Annotated in this window: 14 protein-coding genes; 2 read left to right on the forward strand and 12 right to left on the reverse strand. The window is 73.6% G+C overall.

Annotated features, from left to right (window positions below; genetic code table 11):
• Positions 1-71: 71 nt before the first annotated feature.
• Entirely contained in the window at positions 72-1484 is a 1413-nt protein-coding gene (gene proS / locus AB0J08_RS31305) for a proline--tRNA ligase (protein WP_360641224.1), read from the reverse strand.
• A 275-nt stretch (positions 1485-1759) separates the two neighbouring features.
• On the opposite strand from proS, the gene AB0J08_RS31310 reads away from it, so the two are divergent.
• Positions 1760-2584 (forward strand): methyltransferase domain-containing protein, encoded by an 825-nt coding sequence (locus tag AB0J08_RS31310; protein WP_360641225.1) that lies wholly within the window; start codon positions 1760-1762, stop codon positions 2582-2584.
• Between the two features lie 221 nt (positions 2585-2805).
• Here AB0J08_RS31310 and AB0J08_RS31315 read toward each other — a convergent pair whose 3' ends face one another.
• The 6 genes from AB0J08_RS31315 to AB0J08_RS31340 all read right to left on the reverse strand — a co-directional run bounded on the left by AB0J08_RS31315 (position 2806) and on the right by AB0J08_RS31340 (position 11371).
• Positions 2806-3348 carry a GNAT family protein gene (locus tag AB0J08_RS31315; RefSeq protein WP_360641226.1) on the reverse strand — a complete coding sequence of 181 codons (543 nt, stop codon included), beginning with the start codon at positions 3346-3348 and terminating at the stop codon, positions 2806-2808.
• Positions 3349-3446: 98 nt separating this feature from the next.
• Complete coding sequence (ffh, locus tag AB0J08_RS31320) at positions 3447-5012, reverse strand: signal recognition particle protein (RefSeq protein ID WP_360641245.1); 1566 nt, start codon at positions 5010-5012, stop codon at positions 3447-3449.
• A 191-nt stretch (positions 5013-5203) separates the two neighbouring features.
• Positions 5204-7735, reverse strand: coding sequence for a [protein-PII] uridylyltransferase (locus AB0J08_RS31325; RefSeq protein WP_360641227.1), 2532 nt, complete (start codon positions 7733-7735; stop codon positions 5204-5206).
• 179 nt (positions 7736-7914) lie between these two features.
• Positions 7915-8253 carry a P-II family nitrogen regulator gene (locus tag AB0J08_RS31330; RefSeq protein ID WP_329489763.1) on the reverse strand — a complete coding sequence of 113 codons (339 nt, stop codon included), beginning with the start codon at positions 8251-8253 and terminating at the stop codon, positions 7915-7917.
• On the reverse strand, positions 8253-9620 hold the full coding sequence (locus AB0J08_RS31335; protein ID WP_360641228.1) for an ammonium transporter: 1368 nt from the start codon (positions 9618-9620) through the stop codon (positions 8253-8255). The genes AB0J08_RS31330 and AB0J08_RS31335 overlap by 1 nt, the downstream gene beginning before the upstream one ends.
• 296 nt (positions 9621-9916) lie before the next feature.
• On the reverse strand, positions 9917-11371 hold the full coding sequence (locus AB0J08_RS31340) for a hypothetical protein (RefSeq protein WP_360641229.1): 1455 nt from the start codon (positions 11369-11371) through the stop codon (positions 9917-9919).
• Positions 11372-11995: 624 nt separating this feature from the next.
• Here AB0J08_RS31340 and AB0J08_RS31345 point away from each other — a divergent pair.
• Positions 11996-12670: a bifunctional DNA primase/polymerase gene (locus tag AB0J08_RS31345; RefSeq protein WP_360641230.1), complete on the forward strand. Its 675-nt coding sequence runs from the start codon at positions 11996-11998 to the stop codon at positions 12668-12670.
• Positions 12671-12834: 164 nt separating this feature from the next.
• Here AB0J08_RS31345 and ftsY read toward each other — a convergent pair whose 3' ends face one another.
• The 5 genes from ftsY to AB0J08_RS31370 form a co-directional block, all read right to left on the reverse strand.
• The gene (ftsY, locus tag AB0J08_RS31350) at positions 12835-14043 is read right to left on the reverse strand and encodes a signal recognition particle-docking protein FtsY (protein ID WP_360641231.1); all 1209 of its coding nucleotides are present in this window, start codon (positions 14041-14043) and stop codon (positions 12835-12837) included.
• A 47-nt stretch (positions 14044-14090) separates the two neighbouring features.
• The gene (gene smc / locus AB0J08_RS31355) at positions 14091-17708 is read right to left on the reverse strand and encodes a chromosome segregation protein SMC (protein WP_360641232.1); all 3618 of its coding nucleotides are present in this window, start codon (positions 17706-17708) and stop codon (positions 14091-14093) included.
• 177 nt (positions 17709-17885) lie between these two features.
• Positions 17886-18089: a hypothetical protein gene (locus AB0J08_RS31360; protein WP_030243474.1), complete on the reverse strand. Its 204-nt coding sequence runs from the start codon at positions 18087-18089 to the stop codon at positions 17886-17888.
• 422 nt (positions 18090-18511) lie between these two features.
• Positions 18512-18811: an acylphosphatase gene (locus AB0J08_RS31365; protein ID WP_360641233.1), complete on the reverse strand. Its 300-nt coding sequence runs from the start codon at positions 18809-18811 to the stop codon at positions 18512-18514.
• A gap of 35 nt (positions 18812-18846) precedes the next feature.
• A complete protein-coding gene (locus AB0J08_RS31370) occupies positions 18847-19344 on the reverse strand; it encodes a helix-turn-helix domain-containing protein (protein WP_360641234.1) in 498 nt (165 codons plus the stop codon).
• Between the last annotated feature and the right edge of the window lie 88 nt (positions 19345-19432).

The following is a 19432-nucleotide window of genomic DNA, read 5'->3' on the forward strand; positions in this document are numbered from 1 at the left end:
CGTGCCGGACGTCCCTCGACATACCTCCGCCGGCGCACCACTGTCGGCGCGCCGGCGGAGGTACGCGCCGGTCAGTAGGCGCGTGCGACGATCGCGATGTTGCCGGCCTGGTCGTCCGTCTGCGGCACCGAGCCGTCGGCGGCGACGATGCAGCGCACCGAGACGCCCTGCTCGGCCAGCTTGGCCTCACCCTCCGGGCCCAGCTCGGCCCAGGAGATCCGGCCCCAGCCGGTGGCGGCGGCCTCGACGGCCTCGTCGAGGTTCGTCACGTCGACCGTGCGGGCCTCACGGCGCTCGCGGGACTGGCGCAGCAGCAGCGCCTGGTCCTCCTCCAGGACACCCGGAAGCAGCTCGGCGAGCGCGTCGATCGAGACCGGCTCCTTGCCCCCGGGGATCCGGCGGGCCAGCATCGCGGTTCCGTTCTCCAGGTCGCGCGGGCCGACCTCGATGCGCAGCGGCACGCCCTTGAGCTCCCAGTCCACGGCGCGGCGGCCGAACGGGGTGTCGGTGCGGTCGTCGACGACCACCCGGATGCCGACGGCCTCCAGCCGGGCGCCGATCTCGCGCACCTTGGCGATGACCGCGTCGTCGCCCTTGATGGCGAGGACGACGGCCTGGACGGCGGCCAGGCGCGGGGGCACCCGCAGGCCGTTGTCGTCGCCGTGGGACATGATCAGCCCGCCGACCATCCGGGTCGAGACGCCCCAGGAGGTCTGCCAGACGTACTCGCGCTCGGCACCCTGGAGCTGGTAGGTGGTGTTGAACGCCTTGGCGAAGTTCTGGCCCAGCTCGTGGCTGGTGCCCATCTGCAGCGCCTTGCCGTCGCCCATCATGCCCTCGAGGGTGAGGGTGTTGATCGCGCCGGCGAAGCGCTCCTTGGCGGTCTTGCGGCCGAGCACGACGTCGATGCCGAGCACGTTGGTCATGAAGTCGCCGTAGACCTGGGTGTGGATCATCGAGGCGTACTCGCGGGCGTCCTCGTACGTGGCGTGGGCGGTGTGGCCCTCCTGCCAGAGGAACTCGGTGGTGCGCAGGAAGACCCGCGGGCGCAGCTCCCAGCGAACCACGTTGGCCCACTGGTTGATCAGCAGGGGCAGGTCGCGGTGGCTCTGCACCCACTTCGAGAAGTACTCGTTGATGATGGTCTCGGAGGTGGGCCGGACGACGACGGGCTCGTCCAGCTGCTTGCCGCCACCGTGGGTGACCACGGCGAGTTCGGGGGCGAAGCCCTCGACGTGCTCCGCTTCCTTGGTCAGGTACGACTGCGGGATGAACATCGGGAAGTAGGCGTTCTGCGCGCCTGCCTTCTTGATGCGGGCGTCCATCTCCTGCTGCATCCGCTCCCACAGGCCGTAGCCGTACGGTCGGATGACCATGGTGCCGCGCACCGGACCGTTGTCGGCCAGCTCGGCCTTGTTGATGAGGTCCTGGTACCAGCGCGGGAAGTCGTCCGCCTGGGGGGTGAGAACGGGTGCCTTTGCCATGGGGCGAATGGTACGGGGCCAAGGGGCCTGACTTCGAATCCGTTCCGCGGAACCCGTTCGCCCGCGAGCCGTCGCCGCTCCGCCCGGGCCGCGACGGCGCCCGGCCGGCGCGCCGGCCGAAGGGCGCCCCGGCTCCGCCAGGGGGCGCACGCCCACGACACGCGCGCACCACCCTGCACCCCTCTGGACGCCGCGCCCGAGCCGCTGTTCGCTGGAGTGGGGCGGGACCTCGGGGGGGCCGTAGCAGTCACCGAAGGACCGGATGGGAGGCCGCGATGGCTTCAGCTCGATCGACCGGCACGACCGTACGACCCGCAGGCGCACAACCGCACGACCGGCAGTCCGCGAACGCCTGGCACGCGCGGGCGCGCGACTGGGCGGAGATCCAGGAACGCATGCTGGTACCGCTCTACGAGGCGGTGTACGACCGGCTGGAGGTCGGCCCGGCGACCAGCGTGCTGGGCCTGGGCTGCCGCTCCGGCCTGGCTCTGCTGCTCGCCGCCGGACGGGGTGCCCAGGTCGCCGGCCTGGAGCCGCACGACGAGCTGCGCGAGCTGGCGAGAGGCCGTCGGCTGCAGGTCGGCGCGGGCGCCCGGTCGGCTGCGGCCGTCCCCCGCTCGGCCTATTCGCTGGTCACCGTTTTCGAGCAGCTGCCGGGGGCCGCCGATCCGCAGCGGGTGGTGACCGAGGCGGCCCGGCTGACGCTTCGGGGCGGGCACGTGGTGCTGGCCGCCTGGGGGCCACCGGAGCGCTGCGAGAGCGCCTCCGTCCTGGACGTGGCCCGGCGGATGGCCGGGCGCACCACCGCGCGCGACCCGTTCGGGCTGAGCACGCCCGGCGCCCTGGAGCACCTGCTCGCACCGGCCCGCCTGCGCCCGGCCGGCAGCGGCCGGGTGAGCTGCCCGTTCGCCTATCCGGACCTGGACAGCGCGGTGCGCGGGCTGCTCTCCACCGGCCTGTACGACGCGGCGGCGGAGTTCTCCGGGCTCTCGCTGGTGGCGAAGGAGCTGGAGGAGGCACTGCATCCGTACCTGCGCCCGGACGGCTCGGTCCGGATGGAGAACGTCTTCCGGTACCTGATCGCCGACCAGCCCCGTTGACCCGGCCCCGGTGACCCACCTGGCCCACCTGCTCCTGGCATCCCCGGCACGTCGAAGAAACACCAAACGCACCGCACTCCGAAGAGGCACCACACGTCGAAGACACCCGGCACGTCGAAGAGGCACCGAACGTCGAAGACACCCGGCCACCGCACGTCGGAGACACCCGACGGGGGCGAGCGTCTGCTCGCCCCCGCACCCGGAGTGCCCCCTGGCGCCCGCTACTCCCCCGGCCCGGGCCACTCCTCGGAGGTCAGCGCGAACCGCTCGTGGTCCCGCCAGGCACCACTCAGGAACAGCATCCGGGGCGTGTACCCCTCGTGCCGGAACCCCAGCCGCTTGGCGAGCCCGATCGAACGCGCGTTGTCCGGCTGCACGTTGATCTCAAGCCGGTGCAGGCCGAGGCCGCCGGCCGCCTGCGGGGCGAAGCAGCGGTCCACCACCAGCCGCATGCCCTCGGTCATCCGGCCCGTCCCGGCGAACGGCAGGTACGAGTCGTAGCCGAGCGCGGCGTTGCAGAACCGGCCCATCACGATGTTGGCGACGTTCACCTTGCCGACCAGCCCGCCGGTCGCCTGATCGATGATCAGGAAGGTGCGCAGACCGGCACCCTGGCGCTCCAGGAGGTCCGGAAGCCCGTTCGGCTCGACCGGGTTCCACCGCCCGATGTGCTCGGCGGACCGGCGGACCGCTTCGGCGTACACAACCTCGTCCTCGGCCCGCGGGGCCCTGATCGTCACTCTCACCCCGCCATCATCGGACATGCGAACGGCCCGCCGCCCGGGATGTACCGGAGCGGCGGGCCGTACACGTGCCCGACGGACGCACCGGCCGTGAGGCCGGACGCACTGGGCGGGCGGACCTACAGCAGGTCCTTGAACTCCTTGGGCAGCTCGAAGTCGGACGGGCCCTTGCCCGCGCCCAGGCCGAACGCCCCGCCCTGGGCCGGAGCCTGGCCGGCGCCCGGGCCGAGCGCGCGCCGCTCGGCGGCCGCGGCCTCCTCCTGGGCCCGCTTCAGCGGGTTGCCGCTCTTGCGCTTCCCCTTGGCCGCCGGAGCCTTCTTGGCGGACTTCTTCGAGCCGCCGCCCATCCCCGGGATACCCGGCATGCCGGGGATGCCCTTGCCGGAGGCCATCGCGGACATCATCTTGCGGGCCTCGAAGAACCGCTCGACCAGGTTGTTGACCTCGCCGACCTGGACGCCCGAACCCTTGGCGATGCGCAGCCGGCGCGAGCCGTTGATGAGCTTCGGGTCGGTCCGCTCGGCCGGGGTCATCGACTTGATGATGGCGCCGACGCGGTCGACGTCCTTGTCGTCGATGTTGTTGATCTGCTCGCGGATCTGGCCCATGCCGGGCAGCATGCCCAGCAGCTTGGAGATCGAGCCCATCTTCCGGACCTGCTCCAGCTGGTCCAGGAAGTCGTCGAGCGTGAAGTCCTTGCCGCCGCCCTGCAGCTTGGAGGCGATCTTCTCGGCCTCGGCCTGCGAGAAGGTCTGCTCGGCCTTCTCGATCAGCGACAGCATGTCGCCCATGCCGAGGATGCGCGAGGCCATCCGGTCCGGGTGGAAGGCGTCGAAGTCGTCGACCTTCTCGCCGTTGGAGGCGAACATGATCTGCCGGCCGGTGACGTGCGCGACCGACAGGGCGGCACCGCCGCGGGCGTCGCCGTCGAGCTTGGAGAGCACCACGCCGGTGAAGTCGACGCCGTCGAGGAAGGCCTGCGCGGTGGTGACCGCGTCCTGGCCGATCATGGCGTCGACGACGAACAGGACCTCGTCCGGGTCGACCGCGGCCCGGATGTCGGCGGCCTGCTGCATCAGCTCGGCGTCGATGCCCAGACGGCCGGCGGTGTCGACGACGACGACGTCGTACTGCTTCTGCTTGGCGTACTCGATCGAGTCGCGGGCGACCTGCACCGGGTCGCCGACGCCGTTGCCCGGCTGCGGGCCGTAGAAGGCCACCCCGGCGCGCTCCGCGACCACCTGGAGCTGGTTGACGGCGTTGGGGCGCTGGAGGTCGCAGGCGACCAGCAGCGGGGTGTGCTTCTGCTGCTTCAGCCAGTGGCCGAGCTTGCCCGCGAGGGTGGTCTTACCGGCACCCTGGAGGCCGGCGAGCATGATCACCGTCGGGCCGCTCTTGGCGAACTTCACCCGGCGGGTCTCGCCACCGAGGATGGCGATGAGCTCCTCGTTGACGATCTTGATGATCTGCTGGGCGGGGTTCAGCGCGCCGGAGACCTCCGCGCCGAGGGCCCGCTCCTTGACCTGCTTGATGAAGGCCCGCACGACCGGCAGCGCGACGTCCGCCTCCAGCAGCGCGATGCGGATCTCGCGGGTGGTGGCGTCGATGTCCGCCTCGCTGAGGCGGCCCTTGCCCCGGAGGTTCTTGAACGTCGCTGCGAGGCGATCGGAAAGGGTGTCGAACACGTCGTCGCGGGTCCCTTGCGGCATCGGTATCAGTACGGTCGTCGCCCCCAAGCGTATCCGGCCGCCCTGGCAACGGTCTCCACCCCCGGGCGAACCGGCCCCGGGGGCGCTCCGACGGGGCCGCTCCGGCGGGCCGTTCCGGGCCGGCGCCTCCCGGAACGGAAGGGTCGGCCCGCCCCGGCAGGGCGTGCTCAGCCCAGCGCCGCCCGGACGGCCGCCGCCACCTCCCCGGCCCGCTGGGCGGAGAGCGGCCGGCCCGCCTGGTCGGTCAGGTAGAAGGAGTCCACGGCCTCCGCGCCGAGCGTGCTGACGTACGCCGTCCGCACCCGGACGCCGGCGCCGTCCAGCGCCCGCCCGATCCGGTGCAGCAGGCCGGGGGCGTCGTGGGCGCGCACCTCCAGCACGGTCGCCGTCGCCGAGGCCACCGCGGGCGCCACCGCGACCAGCGGCGGCGGGGTGGGGATGCCGCGCCGGCGCGGGGCGGCCGCGTCGCGCTCGGCGAGCCGACGCGAGACGTCCAGCGAACCGTCCAGCGCCCGGCGCAGGTCGGCCCGGAGTCGGGCCGCCTCCGGCAGCTCGCCGAACTCGGCGGCCACCGTCCAGGAGAGCAGCAGCACCGGGCCGGCGCCGATCGGGTCCAGCTCGCGCAGGCCCGCCGAGCGGACGGTCAGCCGGTGCAGGGCCAGTACCCCGGCGACCGTGCCGAGCAGGCCCGGCCGGTCGGGTACGGCGAGGGTCAGCCGCACGCCCATCGGTTCGGTGCCCGGCTCGTCGACCTCGGCCTGGGCCAGCAGGGAGAGCGCCGGACCGGCCGTCCGGGCCGCCTCGACGGCGAGCCGCTCCTGTTCCGCGGTCGGCGCCGCCTCCCCCGCGGGGGAGCCCCACCGGCCCGGGGCCGGCGACGGGTACGCGCCGGCCAGCTGAGCGGCGGCCCGGGCCGCCAGCCCGTCCACCAGCGAGGCCCGCCAGCGGCTCCAGGCGGCCGGGCCGGTGGCGGTCGCGTCGGCCTCGGTCAGCGCGTGCAGCAGCTCCAGCTGCGGCAGGGTGGCGACCACCTTGGTGATCGCCTCCACGGTGGCGGGGTCGTCCGGATCCCGCCGGGTCGCGGTGTCCACCAGGGTCAGGTGGTGGCGGACCAGCACGGCCAGGGTCTCGACGGACTCCTGGTCGAAGCCCATCCGGACGGCCACGTCGCGGACGATCACCTCGCCCGCCTCGCTGTGGTCGCCGGGCCAGCCCTTGCCGATGTCGTGCAGCAGGGCCGCGACCAGCAGGAGGTCCGGCCGGGCCACCCGCCGGGTCATCGCGGCGGCCCGCACGGCCGTCTCCACCAGGTGCCGGTCGACCGTCCAGCGGTGCACGGCGTTGCGCTGGGGGCGGCAGCGGACGCGCTCCCAGTCCGGCAGCAACCGGGTGATCAGCCCCTCCGCCTCCAGCGCCTCCCAGACCGGCAGGCAGGCCTCGCCCGCGCCGAGCAGGGTGACCAGTTGCTCGCGCGCCTCGTCCGGCCAGGGCACCGGCAGCGGGCGGCACTCGGCGGCCAGCCTGCGCACCGTCGCGTGGGAGATGGTGAGCCCGTTCTGGGCCGCCGCGGCCGCGGCGCGCAGCGGCAGCACGGGGTCGGCGGCCGGGCGGGCGCCCTGGGCGAGCACCGCCTCGCCGTCCTGCTCGACCACGCCCTCGGCGAGCGGGCGGCGCTGGACGGCGCCGCGGGCCACCGCGCCGGCGCCCCGCCCGGTGCCGGTGAACGGGAAGGAGAGCCGGGAGGAGCGCCGGCCCCGGGAGGTGCGGGCGGCCAGCACCCGGTCCACCGCCCGCCAGGTGACGTCACTCGCGTAGGCGACGGTCCGCGCGGCCTCGTACACCTGGCGCAGCAGGGTGTCGGCGTCCAGCACGCCGAGCCGTTCGGCGACCTGGTCCTGGTCCTGCAGGCTGAGCCGCTCGGTGGCCCGGCCGGTGACCAGGTGCAGCGCGTCCCGGACGTCGGACAACCGCAGCGCGGCGGCGTCCAGGCCGTCGCGCGGGGCGTCGGCCAGCCAGGTGGCGGCGATCGCGTTCAGCGCGACCACGTCGCGCAGGCCGCCCCGGGCCTCCTTGAGGTCCGGCTCCAGCAGGAAGGAGAGCTCGCCGTGGCGCTCGGCCCGCTCGCGGCCGAGTTCGCGCAGCTCGGGCAGGCGGTTCGGGGCGCCGGTGCGCCAGTCCGCGAGGACGGCGGAGCGCAGCCCCGCGGTGAGGGCCCGGTCGCCGGCGATGTGCCGGGCGTCGAGCAGGCCGAGCTGGGCCTTGAGGTCGGCGGCGGCGACGGTCCGGGCCTCGGCGGGGGTGCGGACGGAGTGGTCGAGGGAGGCGCCGGCGTCCCAGACCGGGTACCAGATGCGCTCGGGCAGCTCCGGGTCGAGCGGGCCGTCGTGCAGCAACAGGACGTCGAGGTCGCTCCGCGGGGAGAGTTCGCCCCGCCCGTAGCCGCCGACCGCGACCAGGGCGACGCCGGCGGGGGCACCGGCCGCCGTGAGCAGGCCGGTCAGCCACTCGTCGGCGAGCGCGGCCAGCGCGGTGCGGCGGGCGGCGCCGACGAGACCGGGCGTGTCCAGCAGCCGGGCACGGGCGGTGGCGTAGCCGGGCGGGCCGTCGCCCCCGGCCGGGTCACCCGGGGCGGTCCCGGGACCGGAGGAGGTCCCGGGCCCGGCGGCGGGCCGGGAGGGCGGGTCGGGCTGCGTGGTCATACGGGGTCCCCGTCCGTCGTCGTCCGGTTGAGCGTGAGCGCTGATTCGAGCGAGGAACACCGATTCGAACGAAGAGCGCTGATACGCCGTCAGCGGACCCGCGACCACGGGGTGGTCGCGGGCCCGCCTGCGGGATCGTGCTGAATGCTAGGCCCTGCCCTGGGGAGAGGGGGTCCCGGTCAGAGGGCGTCGGGGCCGCGCTCACCGGTCCGGACCCGGACAGCGGTCTCGACCGGAACGCTCCAGACCTTGCCGTCGCCGATCTTGCCGGTCCGGGCGGCCTTCACCAGGACGTCGATCAGCTGGTCGGCGTCGTCGTCCTCGACCAGGACCTCGATTCTGACCTTGGGCACCAGGTCCACGGTGTACTCCGCGCCCCGGTAGACCTCGGTGTGGCCGCGCTGCCGGCCGTAACCACTGGCCTCGGTGACGGTCAGGCCGTGCACGCCGAAGGCCTGCAGGGCGGCCTTCACATCGTCCAGGCGGTGCGGCTTGATGACTGCGGTGATGAGCTTCATCAGACGTCCACCTCGGTCTTCTCGGCGTTCTTGTCAGCGGTCCTGGAGGCGGTGCCGGGTGCGGACTCGGCGACCACGGCCACCGCCGGGGCCAGGGTGATCCTGGCCGGACCGGCGCCCAGTGCGCTGAAGTCGTAGGCGGACTCGGCGTGCTCGGCCTGGTCGATACCGGCGACCTCGACGTCCTCGGCGACCCGGAACCCGACCGTGCTGTCGATCGCCTTGGCCAGCAGCCAGGAGAGGACGAAGGAGTAGGCGCCGACCACGGCCACGCCCATCGCCTGCTTGCCGAGCTGCTCCAGGCCACCGCCGTAGAACAGGCCCTTGGCGCTCTGGCCGACGGTGCCGGTGGCGAAGAGCCCGACCAGCAGCGACCCGATGGCGCCGCCGACCGCGTGCACGCCGACCACGTCGAGCGAGTCGTCGAAGCCGAAGCGGTACTTGAGGCTGATCGCCGCGGCGCAGACGGCGCCGGCGATCAGGCCGATCGCGACCGCGCCGAGCGGGCTGACCGAGCCGCAGGCGGGGGTGATGGCGACCAGACCGGCCACCGCGCCGGAGGCGGCGCCCAGCGTGGTGAACGCGCCGTGCCGCAGCTTCTCGTAGATCAGCCAGCCGAGCAGCGCGGCCGCCGTGGCCACCTGGGTGTTGATCAGGGCCATCGCGGCGACGCCGTTGGCGGCCAGGGCCGAGCCGGCGTTGAAGCCGAACCAGCCGAACCAGAGCAGCCCGGAGCCGAGCATCACCAGCGGCAGGCTGTGCGGGCGCATCGGGTCCTTCCGGAAGCCGACCCGCTTGCCCAGCACCAGGCAGAGCGCCAGGCCCGCGACACCGGCGTTGATGTGCACCGCGGTGCCGCCGGCGAAGTCGATCACGCCGTTGCGGTCGCCGAGCCAGCCGCCGTTGCCACCGTCGAAGAAGAAGACCCAGTGCGCGACCGGGAAGTAGACGACGGTCACCCAGAGTGCGATGAACAGGCCCCAGGCGGTGAACTTGGCACGGTCCGCGACGGCGCCGCTGATCAGCGCCGGGGTGATGATCGCGAACATCAGCTGGAAGGCGGAGAACGCGGTGACCGGGATCGTCCCGGTCAGGTCGTTCAGCCCGATGCCGTGCATCCCGAGGAAGTCCAGGTTCCCGATCAGCCCGGCACCCGCGTCGGGGCCGAAGCTGAGCGAGTACCCGTAGAGGACCCAGAGCACGCTGACGATGCCCAGCGAGAGGAAGCTCATCGCCAGCATGTTGAGGGTGCTCTTGGCCCTGACCATGCCCCCGTAGAAGAAGGCCAGGCCAGGGGTCATCACCATGACCAGGGCCGCGCAAATGAGCACGAAGGCGGTATCTCCCGCGCTGAAGCCGTCCGGCATCGGCGTCTCCTCATGACTGGAAGCCGCTCCACACCCGGGATACCTGTCCCGTGCCACCCGGGGTGTCGGCGATGGGAAGGAGCGTGCCGAAGGCGGGTTTCGGCCGATGCGGCCCGGTGTTTCGCGACCGTGACGACGGCGACGCGCGGGTTACGCCTACGTGAACCACGGCCGTGCCGCCGGGTGCGATGGGTTACCGTGCCGCCGCGCGGTACGAGGAGTGCCGGACACACCACCGACCGTGGCGGCGGCGGCCGTCCCGGTCGGTGGGGGCTGGGGAGGTACGTCGGGGCGGGTCAGACGACCGAGACGTACTCCGGGATGTCCTGGACCACCCGCTCCTTGAGCCGGCTGATCGCGTCCACCCCGCTGTACCGGGCGGCGGCGGCCTCGGTGGTCTTGCGCACCCGGGAGTTGAGCCGCTCCGAGCGCACCTTGGTGGCGATGTCCACCGCCTGCTCGGCCATCACCACGGCCTGCTCCGGCTCCCGCTGCAACAGGTGCACGCTGGCCATGCCGATCAGGTTGAAGGCGTACGAGCGGACGTGGTCGCCGTCCTGGCGGAAGAGGTCGACCGCCCGCTCCATGACCGGCGCGGACATCGAGGCGTACAGCTCGGCCCGGTCGGAGTGGTAGGCGAGGTCGCGGAAGGAGTGGGCGTTCTCGGCGTTCAGCTCGGCCGGCGAGAAGAACTTCAGCCAGTCCGGGTCGCCGTCACCGTCGCGGATGTCGGTGAAGGTGTCCTCGGCCAGCCGGACCGCCCGGGCGCAGCGGTTCACCTCGCCGATGGTGGCGTAGGCGCGCGCCTCCATCGCGTACAGCAGGGACTGCTGGCGCGGGGTGGCGGTGTCGCGGCTGCCGTACTGGGCGAGGTGGATCAGCTCCAGGGCGTCCTCGCCGCGGTTGAGGTGGATCATCTGGCGGCTCATGTCGGTGAGGATCAGCGCACCGAACGGGCGGTCGCCGGCCTCCTTGGCGGCGTGCAGCGCCAGCACGTAGTACTTCTGCGCGCTGGGGTGCATGCCCACGTCGTAGGACATCCAGCCGGCCAGGTGGGCGAGCTCGGCGGTGAGCCGGAACAGCCGCCTGGTGGTCTGCTCGGGGTACGTCTCCTGGAGCAGGTCGGTGACCTCGTGGAGCTGGCCGACGACGGCCTTGCGGCGCAGCCCGCCGCCGTTCTGCGCGTCCCACTGCCGGAACATGACGGTGGTCTGCTCCAGCAGTTCCAGCTCGGGCTCGGAGAGCCGGCCGGTGAACGGCTCGCCGCCGTTGGCCGCCGTCAGGATCGGGGTGGGGGTGCCGTTCGGGCCGGGGGCGAGCCAGCGCTGCATCGGCTCGATCAGCGCGGCGCCGGCCGCGAGGGCGAGCGAAGTGCCGAGGAAGCCGCGCCGGTTGAGCATCAGATCGCTGCGCGAGTAGTCGCTGATCAGCTGGACGGTCTGCGGTGCGCTCCACGGCAGGTCGACGCCGCCGCCCACGGTGGAGACCGGGATGGCGGCCCGCAGCCCGAGGTCCTCGATGGAGACCACGGAGCCGAAGCGTTCGGAGAACAACTCCGACATGATCTTGGGGATCGGCTCGCGGGGCTGCTCCCCGTCGAGCCAGCGCCGCACCCGCGAGGTGTCGGTGGACACGTGATGGGCGCCGATCTGGCGGGCCCGGCGGTTGACCTGGCGGGCCAGTTCGCCCTTGGACCAGCCGCTGCGGGCGAACCACGTGGTCAGCTTCTCATTGGGTTGCTTCTCTGCCATGGGAACGTCCCCATCCCGCCCGGCCCCTGCTGCGGGGCCCCGATCGTGACCGCCCGACGGTTGCGGGCTCTTGCCAGACGTGCTGCTTCCGAGGTGCTGTCGAGACCGCCTGCCGGACCACTCGTCGCACTGGTGTGCCATCCTCGCGGACGAGGCGTCAGATTCCCCAACTCCCGCCCCCATAGGGCCGGAAGCGGACTCCACGACGATGTCTGCGCACTGAACGTAATGCCCCGCACAGGGTCCGGGGGAGCGACCCTGGCGAAACGCCACCTTTCGCCACCCCCAGGAGTGAACCGATCCAAGTCCGCAGACGCTTCACTGGATAGCCCCGGCGGTCCGGCATATGCGGGCCGCCAAGTCCCCACCGGTACCACCGTCCACGACCTGCAACCCACAGCAGCCCCAGGCGAGTTTGCCGCTCACTCCGGTCCGCGGCCACCTCGCGCAGACGACGATCCGGCATCGGCACCGCCCCCCACAAGGCGGCGCCCGAGGCGCAGCACCGCAACAGGCGCACGCCACGCGCTGCGCGCCGCCACCGCACCACGCACCACGCAACGGACAATCAACACAAAGTCACCATCCCGTAACCATCGGCTACGAGATCCTGTTGGGGGAGGCATGGACAACCTGTTCGGCGAACTTCGACTGGGGCACCTGCGGTTGGCCCCGCTGGGCGCGCGCCGCCGCACCCGGGTGACCGCGTCCCGGGCGGCCGCGGAGTACACCGGTCGCTGGGGCTGGGCGGTCACCGTCGGCAACCCGGCCGGCCCGGCCGCGACCGCGGCCCGCTGCCACTGCGGCGCCGCCCGTTGCGCCGCCCCTGGTCTGCACCCCGCCCCCGGCGGCCCGCCGGCGGCCCGCACCGCGACGGACGTCTCCGTCCTGTTCCCCACCGGCCGCGCCTTCGACGTCCTGGACGTCCCCGAGCAGGCCGGCCTCCAGGCCCTCGTCCGGTTGGAGCGCATGGGCACCCAGGTCGGCCCGGTGCTGGCCTCGCCCACCGGCCGTTTGCAGTTCCTGGTCGCCGCCGGCACCGCCCTCCGGCTGCCCGACCTGCTGTACCGGATGGGCTGGGACGACGCCGCGCTCGACCTCACCTGCCACGGCGAGGGCAGCTACGTCGCCGCACCGCCCACCGTGCTCGGTGGCCTGGGCCCGGTCCGCTGGCTGCGTCGGCCCACCCGCGACAACGCCGGTTGCCCGCCCGAGGCCCGGCTGCTGCTCGGCACCCTCGCCTACGCCTGCCACCGCGGTCGCGAGCGCAGCGCCGAGCCCGCCTGGCTCGCTTCGTAGTTCGCCCGCTCGCCTCCGGGCCCGCTCGGCGCGGGTTCGGGGCGGGGCGGGTACGGGTGGGGGCGGCGCGGGTGGGACTTCGTGCGAGCGGCGCTCGGCCACTCGGGCGGAATGCCGAAGGGCCCGCCCCTCACGGAGCGGACCCTTCATCGGGACGGCGGGGTTCAGTCCCCGATCAGCGCGTCCACGAACGCACCCGGCTCGAACGGCGCCAGGTCGTCGGCACCCTCGCCGAGCCCGATCAGCTTGACCGGGACGCCCAGCTCCCGCTGCACCGCGACCACGATGCCGCCCTTGGCGGTGCCGTCCAGCTTGGTCAGCACGATGCCGGTGATGTCGACCACCTCGGCGAACACCCGGGCCTGGATCAGACCGTTCTGGCCGGTGGTGGCGTCCAGCACCAGCAGCACCTCGTCCACCGGACCGTGCTTCTCCACGACCCGCTTGACCTTGCCCAGCTCGTCCATCAGGCCGGTCTTGGTGTGCAGCCGACCGGCGGTGTCCACCAGCACGGTGTCGGCGCCCTCGGCGATGCCCTCCTTGACCGCGTCGAACGCGACCGAGGCCGGGTCGCCGCCCTCGGGGCCGCGGACGGTCCGCGCGCCGACCCGCTCGCCCCAGGTCTGCAGCTGGTCGGCGGCGGCGGCCCGGAAGGTGTCGGCCGCGCCGAGCACCACCGTGCGGCCGTCGGCGACCAGCACCCGGGCCAGCTTGCCGGTGGTGGTGGTCTTGCCGACGCCGTTGACGCCGACCACCAGGACGACGGCCGGGCCGTCCTCGTGCTTGGTGGAGTGCACCGTGCGGTCGGCGTCCGTGCCGATCAGCTCGACGAGCTCCTCGCGCAGCAGGGCGCGCAGCTCGTCCGGGGTGCGGGTGCCGAGCACCTTCACCCGGGTGCGCAGCCGCTCGACCAGCTCCTGGGTGGGAGCCACGCCGACGTCGGCGGTGAGCAGGGTGTCCTCGATCTCCTCCCAGGTGTCCTCGTCGAGGTGCTCGCGGGAGAGCAGCGAGAGCAGCCCCTTCCCGAGCGTGTTCTGCGAGCGGGAGAGCCGGGAGCGGAGCCGGACCAGCCGGCCGGCGGTGGGCTCGGGGACTTCGAGGGCCGGGACCTGCTCGGCCTCGATCGCCTCGACCGTCTCGGGGACGGCCTCGGCCTCGGGGAGTTCGACCTCCTCGATGGTGCGACGGGGCTCCTGGGTCGGCGGCGCGGCCTCCTCGCCGACCTGGGGCTCTTGTGGGGTCCCGGGCGCCGTGATGACCGGCGCCTGCGACTTCGGGGGGAGCTGCTGGCGTCGTCTGCCGGAAACGACGAGGCCCGCGATCGCGCCGACGGCGACCACGGCGATGACTACGGCAAGGATCACGTATTCCATAACCCGTCCAGTATCCGTGACGGCGGCGCGGACGGACCGCAGGCGGACTAGGCAGAAACGGTACGGCTCGCCAGGGCGCGCTCCCGGTGCTCCCCGCCGGCCCGACGAGCGGCGGGTGCCGCCTCGCGCAGCCGCTGACTGATCACCTGGGAGATGCCGTCGCCCTTCATAGTCACGCCGTAGAGGGCGTCGGCGGACTCCATGGTCAGCTTCTGGTGGGTGATCACGATCAGCTGGGAGCTCTCCCTCAGCTCCTCCATGATCCCGACCAGCCGGCGCAGGTTGGTCTCGTCCAGCGCCGCCTCCACCTCGTCCATCACGTAGAACGGGCTGGGCCGGGCCTTGAAGATCGACACCAGCAGCGCCACCGCGGTCAGCGAGCGCTCCCCGCCGGAGAGCAGCGAGAGCCGCTTGACCTTCTTGCCCGGCGGTCGGGCCTCCACCTCGACCCCGGTGGTCAGCATGTGGTCCGGATCGGTCAGCACCAGCCGCCCCTCCCCGCCGGGGAAGAGCCGCGAGAAGACGCCCTCGAACTGGGCGGCGGTGTCGTGGTAGGCCGAGGTGAACAGTTGCTCGACCCGCTCGTCCACGTCCTTGACGATGTCGAGCAGGTCGCGCCGGCTCCGCTTGAGGTCGTCCAGCTGCTCGCCGAGGAAGGTGTGCCGCTCCTCCAGCGCCGCGAACTCCTCCAGCGCCAGCGGGTTGACCTTGCCCAGCTGCTGGTAGGCCTTCTCCGCCGCGCGGAGCCGCTTCTCCTGCTCGGCCCGGACGTAGGGGCGCGGCTCGCCGGGCTCCTCGCCCTCCTCGGGTGCCGGCGAGGGCACGAGCCGGTCCGGCCCGTAGGAAGCGAGCAGCTCGCCGCCCTCGATGCCGAACTCCTCCAGCGCCCGGGCCTCCAACTGCTCGATCCGCAGCCGCTTCTCGGCGCGCAGCACCTCGTCCCGGTGGCCGGCGTCGACCAGCTTGTCCAGCTCGGCCTTGAGTTCCCGGCCGTGCTCGCGGTGCTCCCGGAGCTGTGCCTCACGCTCGGCACGGGCCTGCTCGACGGCCGCCCGCCCGGCGTCCGCGCGGGCCAGCGACACCTCCAGACAGGCCAGCAGCTGCCGGGCGCCGGCCGTGACGGCGTTCGCCACCCGGGCGTCGTGCTCGGCGCGCAACCGGCGCTCGGCGGCCCGGGCGCGCGCCTCGCGCTCGGTCCGGGCGGCCCGGTCCAGCTGGTCCGCCCGCCCGGTGAGCGCGCGCGCCCGCTCCTCGTGCGTACGCACGGCGAGCCGGGTCTCCAGCTCGGCCTGCCGGGCGCCGACGGCGGCCTCGGTCAGCCGCTGCTGCTCGGCCGCGTCGGGTTCGTCCTCCCTCGCGTCGGCGGACTCCTCGGCGGCCGCGAGCCGTTCGGCCAGCTCCTCGGCGGTGGCGAGCAGGTCGGCCAGCCCCTGTTGGGCACGGGCGGCGGCGGCCGTGAGCCGTTCGGCCTCGCCGGCCGCGGCCCGGGACTGCCCGCCGAGCCGGCCGAGCGCGCCCGCCACCTCGGCCCGCTCCCGCTCCGCCTTGCGTCGGGTGACGGCCAGTTGCTCCAGTTCGGCGGCGGACTCCCCTCGCAGTCCGGCGAGTTCGGCCAGCCGTTCGGCGGACTCGGCGCAGCGGACGTCCAGTTCACCGATCGCCCGGGCCGTCTCGTCCACCGCCGCCTGGGTCTCCAGCAGGCTCGGCGCACCGCCCGCGCCCCCGTACGCGAAGCCCACGCCGAGCCGGTCCCCCTCGGCGGTGACGGCGCTCAGCGAGGGGTGCTCCGCCACCAGTCGGACCGCCTCGTCGAGCGAGCCGACCACCACGACCGCCGCCAGCAGTGCCCGCACGGCCGGCAGCAACGGGGCGGGGCCGTCGACCAGTTCGGCGGCCCAGCGGGCACCGGGTGGCAATTCCGGCGTCGGCGCGGACGCTTCTGGCGCGCCCGCGATGAGCAGCGCGGCCCGGCCGGCGTCCTGCGCGCGCAGCAGGCGCAGGGCCTCGGCGGCCGTGGCGGGCGAGTCGACCGCCACCGCGTCCGCGGCGGCGCCGAGCGCCGCCGCGACGGCGCTCTCGTGTCCGGGTTCGATCCGCAGCAGCGCGGCCGCCGGGCCGAGCAGCCCGGCCAGCCGGTCACCGGCCGCCAGCAGCGCGCCGCTGCCGTCCTTGCGGCGCAGTCCGAGCGCCAGTGCCTCGTGCCGCGCGGTCAGCCCGGCGCGCTCGCGCTCGGCGGCACCGGCGCTCTCGCGGGCGGCGGCCAGATCGCGTTCGACGGCGGCGAGCCGCGCCCGGGCGGCCTCGTGGGCGGCGTCGGCCCGTTCGTCGTCCCCGGCCAGCGCGTCGACCTGTTCCCGCAGCTCCTCGTAGGCGGCCAGGGCGGCCTCGGCGCGCAGCAGCGCCTCGTCCCGGGCCTCGGTGAGCCGGCCGATCTCCGCCTCGGCGGCCGCCGCCTTGGACCGGGCGGCCGCGGCCTGCCCCTGCAGCCGGGCCAGCCCCTCGCGGCGGTCCGCGATGGCCCGGGCCGCGTCCTTCAGCCGCCGTTCCTCGGCGGCGAGTTCACGCTCCAGCCGGCCCCTGGACTCGACCGCCTCGGCGAGCGCGTAGCGGGCCTCCTCCAGGGCCTCGGCCAGCGCCGCCTCCTCCTCCCGGACGTGCTCGGCCTCCCGCTCCAGCTCCTCCGGGTCCCGGCCGCGCCGTTCCTCGACCGCTCCCCCGGCGACCGCGTGCCGGGCCCTGGCCTCGGCCAGCCCGACGGTGCCGCGGGTCCGCTCGGCGAGGGCGGAGAGTCGGTACCAGGTCTGCCGGGCCGCCTCCAGGCTCGGGCCGAGCTGCTGGACCTGTGCCTCCAGGACGGCCTCCCGCCGGATCGCCCGGCCCAGCTCCTCTTCGACGGTGGAGCGGCGCAGCCTCAGTGCCGACTCGTCGGCGACCTCGGCCTCGACGGCCCGGCGCAGGGCGAGCAGGTCGTCGGCGAGCAGCCGGAGCCGGGCGTCGCGCAGCTCGGCCTGGATGCCGGCGGCGCGGCGGGCGATCTTCGCCTGCCGGCCGAGCGGTCCGAGCTGGCGGCGCAGTTCGGCGACCAGGTCCTGCACCCGGTTGAGGTTGACCTGCATCGCGTCCAGCTTCCGCAGCGCCTTCTCCTTGCGCTTGCGGTGCTTGAGCACGCCGGCCGCCTCCTCGATGAAGGCGCGGCGGCCCATCGGGTCGGCGTGCAGTACGGAGTCGAGCTGTCCCTGACCGACGATGACGTGCATCTCGCGGCCGATGCCGGAGTCGGAGAGCAGTTCCTGGATGTCCAGCAGCCGGCAGGTGTCGCCGTTGAGCGCGTACTCGCTGCCACCGTTGCGGAACATCGTCCGGGTGATGGTCACCTCGGCGTACTCGATCGGCAGCGCGCCGTCGGAGTTGTCGATGGTGAGGCTGACCTCCGCGCGGCCGAGCGGGGCGCGCCCGCTGGTCCCGGCGAAGATGACGTCCTCCATCTTGCCGCCGCGCAGCGACTTGGCGCCCTGCTCCCCCATCACCCAGGAGAGCGCGTCGACGACGTTGGACTTGCCGGAGCCGTTGGGGCCGACCACGCAGGTGATCCCGGGCTCGAACCGCAGGGTGGTGGCGGAGGCGAAGGACTTGAACCCGCGCAGCGTCAGACTCTTCAGGTGCACGCGCCGGTCTCCTCGTCGCTCGCCAGGGCCCCAGCGGCGACTGTATCCGGCCGGACCGGCGGCAACGGTGTCCGGACACGACGAAGGGACGCCACACAGGGCGTCCCTTGCAAGCTGCGTCCCTTATCGGGGCGGCTCAGTGCACAACGGCGTCGATCTGCGAGGACCGGGCGGGACTCAGGTGAGAGCCGGCTCCCGCTGATCCAGGTCGATGCTGTTGAGCAGCGAGTGCTCGTCAGCGACAGCGGTGAGCGCGTCGTTCTCAGCCTGCATCCGAAGGAGCTCGGACTCCAGGTCCTGGACGCGCTGCTGAAGCCGTCGCATCTCGGAGAGCATTCGCGGGTCGGGGCCGCCGACGTACCCGAGAAGCGCCTTTGCCATGATGAATGGTCCTCCACGCTGAGTGACCGAACCGGAACGGTACAGGTCTAGGGGGAAGGGGGACGCACGCGCGGCGCGCCACCGGCAGTGCTGGCTGGGCACTACGGCACAACCACCGTGAGCTGGGCCCACGAAGGTGTGCGCCTACCGGGTAAACGCGGTCGTGTGCGCGGGCTTCCAGCGTCTCACCAAAGACGGAAAGGGTCAACACGATCACCGCACGCTACCGCGCCCCTGTCACCTGCCTGGCGGTGTGGTCACACCAGGTGATGTCGGGCCGGTCCACCATGTGCTCGTGGATCATCGTTCGATGCGGAGTCAACCACGAGTCTGCCCAGATGGCAACCGTATGACACCGACGGCCGCCGATCATTTCACGGGAACGTCCTCCGGCGGGCCCGCCACGGCCTTCGGCACCCCGCTCAGCGGATCTCGAAGCCCGGGTAGCCGGTACCGACGGCCGTCCAGATCTCGGTCACACCGGTGACGCCACCGGGCGTGTCCGGGCCGCGCAGCAGGGCAAGCAGCTCCTCGCAGTCGGCGGCGAGCCCCTCGGCCACCACCTGGACCCGGCCGTCGCCGAGGTTGCTCGCGTAACCGGTCAGGCCGATCTCCAACGCCCGCGCCCTGGTCCACCAGCGGAAGCCGACCTGCTGGACCTTGCCCCGCACCCAGGCGGTCACCCGGACCGGTTCGTCACTGTGTGCGTCGCGACCGTGCATGGCTCCGACCCTATCCGGCCGGGTCACGGCCCGCGCTACGGCGCCGTGGGGCCGGCCGTGGTCCAGCCCGGGCTGTGGATCTCCATCCGGAGGTCCGCGCGCCGGCCCTGCTCGCCGCAGGTGCGGCAGACCCAGGCCGGGTCGTACGGGTGCGGCTCGTGCCCCTCGGGGGTGTGTTCGAGGCTCACCGGCGGCTCCGGGAGCAGCCAGCGGTCGCCCCAGCCGAGCAGCGCCTGGGTGAGCGGGGCGAGATCGCGGCCGGCCTCGGTCAGGTGGTACTCGTAGCGCGGCGGCCGCTCGCTGTACGCGCGCCGCTCGACCACGCCGGCCTCCTCCAGCGCGCGCAGCCGGGCGGTGAGCCGGTCCCGCGGGGCGCCGGTGTTGCGGGCGATCCGGTCGAAGCGGTGGTTGCCGTAGAACAGCTCGCGGACGGCGAGGAGAGCCCACTTCTCGCCGACCACGTGGAGCGCGGCGGCGATCGAGCAGGGCCGGCCGGGGAGCGCGGGCGGGGCCGAAGGCGTGTGGGAGGTCACACAGCCAGCCTGCCACACAGGGTTGCGTTCTCAAACCCGATCGGGACCCCCCGACCGGTACGACCGGGCCCGCGGCCCCGCCGTCCTC

The organism is Kitasatospora sp. NPDC050463 (assembly GCF_040655255.1).
Lineage (GTDB): Bacteria > Actinomycetota > Actinomycetes > Streptomycetales > Streptomycetaceae > Kitasatospora.